This is a genomic window from Streptomyces mutomycini, from assembly GCF_001700505.1.
GTDB classification, from domain to species: domain Bacteria; phylum Actinomycetota; class Actinomycetes; order Streptomycetales; family Streptomycetaceae; genus Streptomyces; species Streptomyces mutomycini.
In genome coordinates this window covers 1-11,527 of sequence record NZ_MAPV01000286.1, presented here as the reverse complement: position 1 = coordinate 11,527, position 11,527 = coordinate 1, and the positions used below count along the sequence as shown (strand labels likewise).

11 protein-coding genes and 2 pseudogenes are annotated in these 11,527 nt (G+C 72.9%); 4 read left to right on the top strand and 9 right to left on the bottom strand.

Features of this window, described 5'->3' with window-relative positions:
* Window positions 1-925, bottom strand: a 925-nt coding sequence (locus tag BFF76_RS29505; protein ID WP_420877235.1) for an acyclic terpene utilization AtuA family protein, incomplete at its 3' end; no start/stop codon positions are given.
* Window positions 922-1,728, bottom strand: a complete 807-nt coding sequence (locus BFF76_RS29500) for a TIGR03084 family metal-binding protein (RefSeq protein WP_031093193.1) — start codon at window positions 1,726-1,728, stop codon at window positions 922-924. The genes BFF76_RS29500 and BFF76_RS29505, both read right to left, overlap by 4 nt.
* A gap of 85 nt (window positions 1,729-1,813) precedes the next feature.
* Between BFF76_RS29500 and BFF76_RS34230 the strand changes: the two are divergent.
* Window positions 1,814-2,062: pseudogene (locus BFF76_RS34230) on the top strand (alpha/beta hydrolase); the annotation flags it as partial.
* Between the two features lie 13 nt (window positions 2,063-2,075).
* On the opposite strand, the gene BFF76_RS29495 reads toward BFF76_RS34230, so the two are convergent.
* From BFF76_RS29495 to BFF76_RS29485, 3 genes and pseudogenes are all read right to left on the bottom strand, one after another.
* Window positions 2,076-3,221 carry a restriction endonuclease gene (locus BFF76_RS29495; protein WP_141695695.1) on the bottom strand — a complete coding sequence of 382 codons (1,146 nt, stop codon included), beginning with the start codon at window positions 3,219-3,221 and terminating at the stop codon, window positions 2,076-2,078.
* 467 nt (window positions 3,222-3,688) lie between these two features.
* A complete protein-coding gene (locus tag BFF76_RS29490) occupies window positions 3,689-4,474 on the bottom strand; it encodes a DUF2785 domain-containing protein (protein WP_065849449.1) in 786 nt (261 codons plus the stop codon).
* Between the two features lie 110 nt (window positions 4,475-4,584).
* Window positions 4,585-4,949, bottom strand: a pseudogene (locus tag BFF76_RS29485) (cupin domain-containing protein).
* Window positions 4,950-5,037: 88 nt separating this feature from the next.
* Here BFF76_RS29485 and BFF76_RS29480 point away from each other — a divergent pair.
* Both BFF76_RS29480 and BFF76_RS29475 read left to right on the top strand, forming a co-directional pair.
* Entirely contained in the window at window positions 5,038-5,280 is a 243-nt protein-coding gene (locus BFF76_RS29480; RefSeq protein WP_051834579.1) for a ribbon-helix-helix domain-containing protein, read from the top strand.
* Window positions 5,277-5,711 carry a PIN domain-containing protein gene (locus BFF76_RS29475; RefSeq protein ID WP_065849448.1) on the top strand — a complete coding sequence of 145 codons (435 nt, stop codon included), beginning with the start codon at window positions 5,277-5,279 and terminating at the stop codon, window positions 5,709-5,711. Before BFF76_RS29480 ends, BFF76_RS29475 begins: the two co-directional genes overlap by 4 nt.
* Before the next feature lie 13 nt (window positions 5,712-5,724).
* On the opposite strand, the gene BFF76_RS33165 is transcribed toward BFF76_RS29475, so the two are convergent.
* The 3 genes from BFF76_RS33165 to BFF76_RS29465 form a co-directional block, all read right to left on the bottom strand.
* Window positions 5,725-5,895 (bottom strand): hypothetical protein, encoded by a 171-nt coding sequence (locus BFF76_RS33165; protein WP_167359539.1) that lies wholly within the window; start codon window positions 5,893-5,895, stop codon window positions 5,725-5,727.
* Window positions 5,896-6,018: 123 nt separating this feature from the next.
* Window positions 6,019-6,537, bottom strand: a complete 519-nt coding sequence (locus BFF76_RS29470; protein WP_065849451.1) for a mycothiol transferase — start codon at window positions 6,535-6,537, stop codon at window positions 6,019-6,021.
* 69 nt (window positions 6,538-6,606) lie between these two features.
* Entirely contained in the window at window positions 6,607-7,566 is a 960-nt protein-coding gene (locus tag BFF76_RS29465) for an EamA family transporter (protein WP_031093208.1), read from the bottom strand.
* 141 nt (window positions 7,567-7,707) lie between these two features.
* Here BFF76_RS29465 and BFF76_RS29460 point away from each other — a divergent pair, with 141 nt between their 5' ends.
* Window positions 7,708-8,628: a LysR family transcriptional regulator gene (locus BFF76_RS29460; protein WP_065849447.1), complete on the top strand. Its 921-nt coding sequence runs from the start codon at window positions 7,708-7,710 to the stop codon at window positions 8,626-8,628.
* A 62-nt stretch (window positions 8,629-8,690) separates the two neighbouring features.
* Here the strand turns inward: BFF76_RS29460 and BFF76_RS29455 are convergent, their stop codons facing one another.
* Window positions 8,691-11,462, bottom strand: coding sequence for an FAD-binding and (Fe-S)-binding domain-containing protein (locus BFF76_RS29455; protein WP_065849446.1), 2,772 nt, complete (start codon window positions 11,460-11,462; stop codon window positions 8,691-8,693).
* Window positions 11,463-11,527 lie beyond the last annotated feature (65 nt).

Sequence of the window (11,527 nt, the reverse complement as noted above, 5' to 3'; positions counted from 1 at the left end):
TGCCGAGCCCCGTCAGCACGAAGACGACCTCGTTGCGCCACCCGCCGAGCCGGTTGAGCCCGACCTTGAGCGTGGGCGGCGGGGCCTCGCCGCGTACGCCGCTGATCCGCACCCGGTCCGGCCCTTCCTGCGCCAGCCGGACGGTGTCGAGCCGGGCGGTGACGTCGGGCCCCGCGTAGCGTGCGCCGCTTGTCTCGTACAGCAGTTGCGCGGTGACGGTGCCGACGTCGACGACGCCGCCCGTGCCGTCGTGCTTGGTGATGACACAGGACCCGTCCGCGTGTATCTCGGCGAGCGGAAAGCCGGGCCGGCGGACGTCGTGGTCGTCGAAGAAGGCGTAGTTGCCGCCGGTGGCCTGGGTCCCGCACTCCAGGACGTGCCCGGCGACGACGGCTCCGGCGAGGGCGTCGAGGTCGTCGTGCTCCCAGCCGAAGTGGGCTGCGGCGGGCCCGGTGACGAGGGCGGCGTCGGTGACCCGGCCGGTGACGACGACGTCGGCCCCGGCGCGCAGACAGGCCGCGATGCCTCCGCCGCCGAGGTAGGCGTTGGCGGTGAGGTAGCCGTCGGGCACGGGGCGGCTGTCGCCCTCGACGTGCGCGACGCGCACGGGTACGCCGGTCCGGTCGGCCATCTCCCTCACGGCGTCGGCGAGTCCGGCTGGATTCAGCCCGCCGGCGTTGGCGACGATCTTCACGCCCCGCTCCCTGGCCAGCCCGAGGTTCTCCTCCAGCTGCCGCAGGAAGGTCGAGGCGTATCCGCGTTTCGGGTCCTTGAGGCGGCTGCGGCCCAGGATGAGCATGGTGAGTTCGGCGAGGTAGTCACCGGTGAGGACGTCCAGCGGGCCGCCGGTGAGCATGTCGCGTACGGCGTCGAAGCGGTCGCCGTAGAAGCCGGACGCGTTGCCGATGCGGAGCGGGCTCGTCACCGGTCCGCCTTCCGGGGCCGCCCGGGTCCGGCCGGTCCGGCGAAGGCCTGCGCGATGTCCAGCCACTGCCCTGCGTCCGCACCCACCGCCTCGACGGCGAGATCGTCCCGGTGGGCGCGCTGGGTGACGAGCAGGCAGAAGTCGAGCAGCGGCCCGGTGACGCGCTGGGCGGCGTCCTCGGGGCCGTACACCACCGATTCGCCCTCCTCCGGGCGGAGTTCGACCCGGAACTGTTCGCCGGGGGGCTGGAGCCCGCGCACGAAGTAGGCGTAGTCCCGGGCCCGGACACCGATCCTGGCGACGTGCCGCAGCCGTGCGGTCGGCTTCCTGGTCACTCCGAGCGCGTCGGCGATGTCCTGGCCGTGCGCCCAGGTCTCCATGAGCCGCGCGGTCCCCATCGAGGCGACGCTCATGGGCGGGCCGTACCAGGGCAGTTTCGTCCCCGCCGGCGCCGCGCGGAGCACCTTCTGAAGCCGGGCCCGCCCCTCCCGCCACTCCACGAGCAGCGCTTCGGGCGTCAGGGCGGTGACGGCTGCTTCGGCGGCCTCGTCGACGAAGGTCCCGGGGGCTTCCAGCGCCTTCTCCACCTCGGCCGAGAAAGCGTCGGGCTCGGTGGCGGCGACCAGGGCCACCTCGTCGGTCCAGTTGAGATGGGCGATCTGGTGAGCGACGGTCCACCCCTCGGCAGGGGTCGGCGCAGCCCACTCGCCTGCACTCAACCCCGCTACCAGCAGGTCGAGTTCGTCGCCCTCCTCACGCAAGTCGTCGAGTACGGCGGCGGTCACGGCCGTTGCGTCGGGCACGATGCGCTCCCCTCGGGGCGTGGAGGTGTGCCCCGGAGCATGCCAGCGCCCCACAAAACAAGCAAGCACGCTTGCATGATTCGGGGTCCATCCGAACCCGAACTACGGCAGGGCCATTGGGTACGCGAACCGGATCGCCGACGCGTTGAAGGAAGCCACCGACACGGACGCGAAGTGGGCGCCGAAGCTGCGCGCGCTGAAGGCCGATGACGACCTGACGGTTTCCAAGCATGACTGGGCCGACACACAGTCGGACATGCACGGCGTCCGCGAGGCGGGCAAGAGCTACCTCGACTCCCTGCCGGAGCCCCCGAAGGACGACAGGACAGGAGACGGCGGCGGACGGACTACGCGTCGCCGCCGTGCTCGGCGTCGGCCGGCTCGGACGCCCGTGCGTCGGCTGTCTCCATCAGCCGCAGCGCGGGCGGGTTGACGGCTTGGGGCGTCCCCTGGTGGTCGTACCGGAAGAGGGCGATCCCGTGCTGCGAGGCCCACGTGGAGGCCGGCGAGGTGTAGCCGCCCAGCGAGAAGAACAGGGCCTCCTTCTCCTCGGCGGTGGCGACGCCATGGAGTTGCTGGACGGTCGGGCGGCTGGTGGGTTTGCCCTCCATCTTCACCTGGGCAAGACCCCGCTCGGAGATGACGTCGATCCCCTCGTCGGCGCCGACGGGCGTGGCCACCGCGTCGGCGAAGCCCAGGTAGCGCATCCAGTCGACGGCGACGAGTTCGGCCTCCCGCGGTGTGCGGATCAGCCGTGGCTCAGGGCGGCCCGCCGGGGGCGTGGCTGGTGCGGGGAGCGCCGCGGCCTCCGCTCGGGCAGCGAGGGCGGTCCGCAGCCGGGGGTTGTCGAGGAAGGAGAAGAGCAGGTCTCCGACCTGGACTCCCCAGCCTTCGGTCACATCACCGGGATCGGGGTCGTACCGGTAGGACGTGCCCTTGTCCGATACGGCCGCCGCACGGTCGGTGAGGATCAGCAGTGCCGGGCGCTTCCCGGGACCGCTGGTCACCGACAGGGCGACGCACAGGATGCGCTGGTCGACCGCGACATGCCGTCGCGCGAGCCGCTCCGCCTCGGCCTGGACGCGTGGGTTGCGTGCCGCGCCGGTTCCCGACAGGCAGTAGGCGATCGCCTCCTCCTGTGGTGCTCCGCGCTCGGGCAGGCCGTCGAGCAACTCACGTACCTCGCGCCGCAGCGCCTGGGCCGCTCGTGTCGCCTCACGGGCAAGCGCGTCCTGCCGCTCCTGCTCACGCTCCCGCTCGGCGCGCGCGGCCTTCCTCTCGCGGATTCCGGCCTGTCGGGCCGTTTCGGCCTTGTTCCGGGCGGTGTTGCGCCTTCCCGGAGGGGTGGCGTCGAGCATCCAGACGGTGATGGCCGCAACAGCGCCGACAGGGAGTGCGACCAGCGGAACGGTTTCGGAGAACAGCATCCCGACGAACCCGACGAGGAACGCGAGGGCGCCCAGGCCCCCGAGCAACATCTGAATCGTCTCCACCCAGGTATCCACCCGGGTGCGCAGACCCACAGCCGCCCGGCCGGCTCCCGGGCAGGGCTGCCCTCCCACCTTGTGGGAGGCGATGAGTCCATTGCCCACAGGCACCCGCAGCCGGCAGATCGAGCATGTACCGAGTTGCACCGCTTTCCCCCTACCCCTTGCCTTGAAGTGGACAGACTCTAACGCTCCGGACAGTGACTGCCGGTGCCTGGCCTCATCCGGACGGACACAGGCAGGCCCACGGCGACCGCCTTCACGCCGTCCGTGGCTGCGACACCCACGCCGGGGTTCTGCCGGCCCGGCCGGCGAAGCAGCGGTCGTCGCCAACTGCCCTCATAGCGCACACGATTCCGGCATCCGGGGTACGGCGGACAGGACGTCACCGACATCGAACATCGCACCCCGGGACCGGATGACCGGCCCCCTACACGCCGAGAGGCGACCGCGGCCCTTCCCGCACGAGTGCGTCATCCCGCGTACGGGGCGACGATCGCGAGCGTTTCGGCGATGGAGCCGAGGACTACGGCTCGATGGGTGAGCGCCCGAGGTGTTCCCGCCGCAGGACTGCGGAAGCCGCGGTCGGCCAGGACGTAGAGCATGCGCAGGGTGCGCATGGTGTTGGACGCCCAAGCGGGTACCGGCCCCGGCTCACCTGTGCGGAAGGCCGCGGCAATGGGCGCCAGCCACTGCACCGACTGGGCTGCGGCGAGGTCGGGGTGGCTGAGGATCTGAGCGAGGGCGAAGGCCAGGCGGTCGTCCTCCTGCGCATCGAAGACGTGGTCCGTATCGGCCAGCAGCCGGGAGACCGCCAGTTCCGCCAGCGGGTACGGGTCCAGCTGGGGGTGGTGGGAGAGGGCGGCCAGCAGGTCGGCACCGTGTGCGGGGGCATGCAGCCAGCCGAGCTCCGGGTCGTACCCTCGCAGGTCGGATTCGGCGGGATACCAGTCGGCGAAGGCATTCCACCACTCCGGCTTCCACTCTCCGCGTTCGGCGACGAGGGCAAGGACGAGGGGGGCGAAGGAGCGGGCCTGAATGGCGGGTGAGGTGAAGTGCGCAGCCACGCGGTCACCCACGTACAGCCGCTCCACCGGTTCGAGCACCGGAATCCAGCGCTTCGCCGTGAGGTACGCCAGATCGTCGCGCACCGCAGGATCGGGCGAGCGCAGGTCCGCGACCAGCTCGTCGAGGGCCGCGATACGGGGCTGCCCCTGGAGCCTGAGGATGTCGTCTTCTCGGCTCTGCGAGGTTTCCATGGCGGGAGGTTACCCGTAGCTCAGGACGCGGCGATGCGTGGACGTCGAGCGGGACGGCCTGGCAGCAGTGCTGGCCGCCAGCCGGTGACGCGGCTCGGGCGACCGGTGGTTCAGCCGGCCCGGTAGCCCGGGACGGAGGGCCAGCGCACGGTCAGGACCACGGACTCCTCCTCCGCGCACCAGGAATGGCCGGTGCCCCGGCCCCATACGACGTAGTCGCCCTGGCGTTCCAGAAGGACGTCACGCCCGGGGAACCGCATCAGGAACCGACCGCTGATGAGCACGAGCACGCCGTACGCTCCTCGCCCCTCACCCACTGCGCGCGTTCGTCGCCCCGGGGGTGGACGCCCCACTTGATCTCCAGGGCCTCGCTGTGGCGCGGGTCGGACGGCTCCTTGAAGTGACCCAGCAGCCATCCGTGATCGAGTGCCGCGTCCTTCTCCGCGTGCCCCACGTACACGCCGCCGTCGCTCATGGCCAGGAACGTAACAGCCGGGCCGGGCTGTTACGGGCTGGTCCCGCTCCACCCTGCCCTACGTAGGGCAGGGTGGTACCTTGGAAGCATGATAAAGACGACTGTGTACCTTCCGGAGGATCTGGAAGTACGGCTGGACGCCGAGTCGTCGGCCACCGGCGTCAGCAAGGCGGAGCTCATCAGGCGAGGCATCGCCATGATCCTCGACGATGCGGAACGGCCCAAGCGAAGCCGGAAACTCCCGGTCTTCGACAGCGGACGCCCGCTCACCCCGGAAGCGATGGACGACGCGGTGTACGCGCACATCAAGGAACGCGCAGCACGCCGTTGATCATCGTCGCCGACACCTCCGCCCTCTACGCGGCCTTCGACACCGCACAGCCGGAGCATTCCGGCGCGGCGAAGATCCTCGAGAACGAGACGCTGGCCATTTCCCCGCTGGTCGTCACGGAGCTGGACCACCTCGTCCACCGGGACCTCGGCTTCCCGGCCTCCATGCAGGTGATGGAGGCGCTCAACTCGCGCATGGCGGACGGCCAGTACAGGCTCGCCGACCTGAAACCGGCCGACCTCGCCGCGGCCCACGAAGTGCGCCGCACCTACGAGGGGCTGAGGCTGGACCTGGCGGACGCGGTCGGCGTCGTCCTTGCCGACCGGTACCGGACCGACCGCATCTTCACCCTCGACCAGCGGGATTTCAGGGCCATCACCCCCCTGACGCCCGGCCTCACCGCGTTCCGCATCCTGCCCGTCGACGGCTGAGCCGCCGCCCAGGTCATTCCATGCGGTCGCCCTCCGCCTGTGAGGGTTCGGTCCGGGGGACGTCGGGGTGCGTCTCCGCGGCCTTGCCGCGCACGGCCGGCTCGTCGTCGCGTTCGCCCTCGGCCTGCGAGGGGGTGTGCGAGTACAGCCCGTCGTACTCGTCGGTTCCCTTTGCGGATCCCATACGCGCGCCTCCTTCCTCCACTCCCGTCCATCGTGCCTCCCGCGCCCGTTCCCGGCGCGGTGACCACGCGGCACGGGTCGCAGGGTGGCGCCACGGCGTCCGCGCGGACCCCGCAGTGCGCCGCTACTGCCCCTGCGACGCCGCCTCGGCCATCTTCGCCGTGGTGCTGGCACCGTCCAGCGACTCTCGGATGATGTCGGCGTGGCCGCTGTGGTGGGCGATCTCCCGGAAGATGTGCCACAGGACGCGACGGACGGTCCAGACGACCGGCTCCGGGGGCGACCAGGGGTACGCGGGCAGCGTGACCTCGCGGTCGAGGTCGGCCTCCTCGCGCACCGTACGGTCGAACGCGGCCGCCGCCGTGTGGAAGGCCTCCAGCAGCCCGGGCACCGTCTCGGCGTCGGTCATCCGGTTGCCGTCGGGGTCGAGGTCCGCCCAGCCGACGTCGGCGGGAGCGGTGCCCTCGACGACGTCGAGCCAGCTGCGCTGCATGAGTCCGAGGTGCTTCAGGAGTCCGCCGAGGGTCAGCTCGCTGACCGTCGTCCGGGCCCGGGCCCCCGCGTCGTCGAGTCCCTCGACGGCGTAGAGGAAGTTGGTGCGCTGATCGGTCACGAGGGCGAGCAGATCGTCGCGTTCCGGCATGTGTTCCTCCAGGTCGGCCATCGCGACCACCCTAAGGGCTGAACGGGCAGGTGCCCCGGAGCGACCGGCTCACTGCTTGTGGGGCCCACGCGTCCGGCTGCGCACCGCGCCCATGCTCGCCCCGATGACCAGGGCGATGGCCAGGGCGTCCGTCGCGGAGAGGGCCTGGTCGAGGATGAGGAAGCCCGCCATGGCCGCGATGGCCGGTTCGAGGCTCATCAGGACCGCGAAGGTCGGCGCGGGCAGCCGGCGCAGGGCCATCAGTTCGAGGGTGTACGGGAGGACCGAACTCAGCAGCGCCACGGCGATCCCCAGCCCCAGCGTGGAGGGGACCACCAGCTTCGAGCCGGCCTCCATGATGCCGAGGGGCAACGAGAGCGCCGCCGCCACCACCATGGCCAGGGCCAGCCCGTCCGCCTGCGGGAAGCGGCGGCCGGTGCGGGCACTGAAGACGATGTACGCGGCCCACATGACGCCCGCGCCCAGGGCGTACGCCGCGCCGACCGGGTCCAGTCGGTCGAAGCCGCCGCCACTCAGCAGGACGACACCGCACAGCGCCAGCGCCGCCCACACGAGGTTGGCCAGCCGGCGGGAGGCGATGACGGACAGCACCAGCGGGCCCAGCACCTCCAGGGTGACGGCCGCGCCCAGCGGGATGCGGTCGACGGCCTGGTAGAAGAGCGTGTTCATGCCGCCCATCGCAACGCCGAAGGCCACCACGGTGCCCCAGTCGGCGCGCGAGTGCCCCCGCAGCTTCGGCCGGCAGACGACCAGCAGGACGAGCGCGGCGGCGGCGAGGCGCAGAGTGACGACGCCCAGCGCGCCCGCCTTCGGCATCAGCAGGACGGCGACGGCCGCACCGAACTGCACGGAGAGCCCGCCCGCCACGACCAGCGCGACCGGACCGAACGCGGCCCCGCGTCCGCCGGAGCGGCCCTGTCTGCCGCGTCCCGGCTCGTCGAGCGCGGACACCGCCTCGGGGACGGAAACGGCAGCGGCCGGCTCGACGCCAGCGTGCGGGTCGTTCACCAGGAACCTCTCATCGAGTTCAATGCAATGCACTAGGGAGTTTACGATACGGCACTAACGGGAGCCCGCTCACGCCCTCACCGTAGAGACCCGCGCGCCTCCCGTGAAATGCCGATTGCGCTCCCGTTATGCTCCGGACGCATGAGCACAGGGCAGGGCATGGGCAAGGGCGGCCGCGGTATCGAGGTCCGGCATCTGCGGGCCTTCCTCGCCATCGCCGACGAGGGCAGCGTCACCCGCGCCGCCACCCGGCTGCGGGTCACGCAGCCCGTCGTCTCCCGTACGCTCGCCGCCCTCGAAGGACACCTGGGCGTCCGGCTCGTCGACCGCTCCACCCACCACCTCGCCCTCACCGCCGAAGGCGTCGCCTTCCGCGACAAGGCAGCCGCCGCGGTCGGCGCCTTCGACGAGGCCCTCGATCCCGGCCGGCTGCACCACTGGCCGCTCCGGCTCGGACACGCCTGGTCCGCGTTCGGCCCGTACACCACACCGCTGCTGCGGACCTGGCAGCAGCGGCATCCGGACACCCCGCTCGAACTGCTGCGCATCGACGACCGCACGGCGGGTCTCACCCGCGGAGAGGTGGACGCGGCTCTGCTCCGGGGGCCGGTCTCCGCCCCTGGGCTGGTCACCGAGGTGCTGTTCACCGAGCAGCGGGTGGCGGCCGTCGCCGCCGACGGCCCGCTCGCCGCCCACGACTCACTGTCCCTGGCGGATCTGTCCGGCGACGCGGTCGTCCTGAACACCGTCTCGGGCGCCACCACGCTCGACCTGTGGCCCCCGCACGCGCGTCCGGCCGCCACCCTCACCGTCGCCAACACCGACGACTGGCTCACCGCCATCGCGGCCGGGCGGGGCAGCGGGGTCTCGGGGGCGTCCACCGCCCAGATGCATCCGCACGCGGGGGTCACCTACGTACCCCTGGACGACGCCCCGCCGCTGCCCGTCCTGCTGGCCCGCCGGGACGGGCCCGGCCACCCCGCACTGCCCCGACTGGCGGAACTCGCACGGGAAATCGTCTGCCGGGGCGCCCAGGACCCACCCCCGGACGCCATGCGATAGCGGGTCAACGCCCTTCGGCCGGACGCCCTGGCGGCCGCCGGTCACGCCGTGCTGGCGGAGGATCACGCCTCCAGCCCCTCCGCCAGCACCTCGGCGAGGTGCCGGGCCCGCCGCCCGGCCAGCTGGTCGAGCTGGGTGCGGCAGGAGAAGCCGTCGGCCAGCAGTTCCGTGCTGGGTCCCGCCGCCCGCACCGAGGGGAGCAGCTGGTCCTCGGCGCAGGACACCGAGACGTCCCAGTGGCCCCTCTCGAAGCCGAAGTTGCCGGCCAGCCCGCAGCAGCCGCCGCTCAGTTCACCGGTCAGGCCCGCCTTCTCGCGGAGCCTGCGCTCGGCACCGTCGCCGAGCACAGCGTGCTGGTGGCAGTGGGTCTGGCCGGCGACGCGGCGGTCCAGCCGGGGCGGCGTCCAGCCGGGGGCGTACTCCTCCAGGTACTGCGCCAGGGTGCGTACGGAGGCGGCGAGTCCGGCGGCGCGCGGGTCGTCGGGGAGGAGCTCCGGCAGGTCCGTACGGAGAGTGGCTGCGCAGCTCGGTTCCAGGACGACGACCGGGGACCCCAGGGCCGGGCCCATCAGGTTCAGAGTGCGGCGCATGACCGCGCGGGCCGCGTCGAGCCGGCCCGTCGATACGTAGGTGAGGCCGCAGCACACGCCACGGCCGGGCAGCACCGGCGTACGGCCGGCCGACTCCAGGACCCGGACCGCCGCACGGCCGACCTCCGGGGAGAGGTGGTCGGTGAAGGTGTCCGGCCAGAGGACGACGGCCTCTCCGGCCCCCGGTGCCCGGCGGGTGCGCACCCAGGCGCGGAACGTCCGCCGTGCCAGGACCGGGAGCGCCCGGCGCGGGTCGATGCCGCCGAGCCGTCGGGCGAGGGCGGCGAGCGGTCGGATCCGCGCCAGGGCGTTGAGCACGCCCGCGAAGGGGGCCGCCATCCGCAGCCACCTGGGGAGGCCGCCCATCGCGTAGTGCGCGGCCGGGCGCAGCCGGTGCCTGTAGTGGTGGTGGAGGAACTCCGCCTTGTACGTGGCCATGTCGACGCCCACCGGGCAGTCGGTGCGGCAGCCCTTGCAGGACAGGCACAGGTCGAGTGCGTCCCGTACCTCGGTGGACCGCCAGCCGTCCGTGATCACCTCGCCGGCCAGCATCTCGTGGAGCAGCCTGGCGCGGCCGCGGGTGGAGTGCGCCTCCTCGCCGGTCGCCCGGAAGGAGGGGCACATGACGTCCGGACCCGGCTTCGCCGTACGGCACTTGGCGACGCCTACACAGCGGCGGACGGCCGCCGTGAAGTCGCCGCCGTCGTGCGGGTAGCCGAAGGCCACGTCCACGGGGCGGCCGGGGAGCACCGCGAAGCGGAGGTTCTCGTCGAGGCGTGCCGGGCGGGCGAGGATGCCGGGGTTCAGGCCGCCGTCGGGGTCCCAGAGGTCCTTGAAGCGCGTGAACAGGCGCACCATGTCGTCCCCGTACATACGGGGCAGCAGCTCGGACCTCGCCAGCCCGTCGCCGTGTTCGCCGCTCAGCGATCCGCCGTGCGCGACGACGAGGCCGGCCTGGTCCTCGGAGAAGCGGCGGAAGCGGGCCACGCCTTGTTCGGTCAGCAGGTCGAAGTCGATGCGTACGTGGATGCAGCCGTCGCCGAAGTGCCCGTACGGCGTGCCGCGCAGGCCGTGTTCGGCGAGGAGGGCCCGGAAGTCGCGGAGGTACGGCCCGAGGCGGGCGGGGGGTACGGCGCAGTCCTCCCAGCCGGGCCATGCCTCGGTGCCGTCGGGCATCCGGGTCGCGGTGCCTGCGGCGTCCTCCCGGATGCGCCACAGGGTCCGCATCGCGGCGGGGTCGGTGACGACGGTGCCGTCCAGGGCGTCGGCGGCGCGCAGGATCCGGGTGGCGTGGGCGCGGGCCTCGGCGGGGGTCGCGCCGCCCGTCTCCACGAACAGCCAGGCCGCGCCGCGCGGCAGGCCGGCCGGTTCGCGTACGAGGTCGGCGGCCATGCCCTCGACGGTGAGCGGGCCGTACGGGAGCAGGCCGGGGGCGGCTTCGGCGGCGGCCGGCTCGTCGGCGTATCCGAGGACGGCGAGCGCGCGGGCGGCGGGCGTCTCGACGAGGCGGACGGTCGCCTCGGTGACCACGGCGAGCGTTCCCTCGCTGCCGCAGAGGGCGCGGGCGGGGTCCGGGCCGTGCTCGGGGAGCAGCGCGTCGAGGGCGTATCCGGAGATACGGCGCGGGAGTTCGGGGAAGCCGGTGCGCAGGAGGGCGAGGTGGGCGGCGGCGAAGTCATGGAGGCCGGGCGGCGCGTCGGGCAGGCCCCGGCCGATGTGCAGGGGCTCGCCGCCGCCGTAGCGCACGACGCGCAGGCTGCGGAGGTTGTCGGCGGTGGTGCCCCAGGCGACGGAGTGCGAGCCGCAGGAGTTGTTGCCGATCATGCCGCCGAGGGTGCAGCGGCTGTGGGTGGACGGGTCGGGGCCGAACGTCAGCCCGTGCGGGGCCGCCGCCGCACGCAGGTCGTCCAGGACGACTCCTGGCTGGACGACGGCGGTGCGGGACACCGGGTCCAGCTCGGTGACGCTCCGCATGTGACGGGTGAAGTCCAGGACGACGCCGGTGCCGGTGGCCTGACCGGCGATGGAGGTGCCGGCGCCGCGGGCCACGACCGGCGTGGCGTGCTCCCGGCAGATGCGGAGGGTCTCGGCGACGTCCGCGGCGTCGCGGGGGGCCACGACCGCCTGTGGGACACGGCGGTAGTTGGACGCGTCCATGGTCGTCAGGGCGCGGGCTGTCGCGTCGGACTCCACGTCGCCGTGGATGGCCCGGGCCAGGGCTCGGGCGAGGTCGGTGGCGGGCATGGGTCAAGCATGCCGGTCCGGGGGCTGACCGGGGCGGTCATCGCGCGCCGGACGGGCACGGGGTG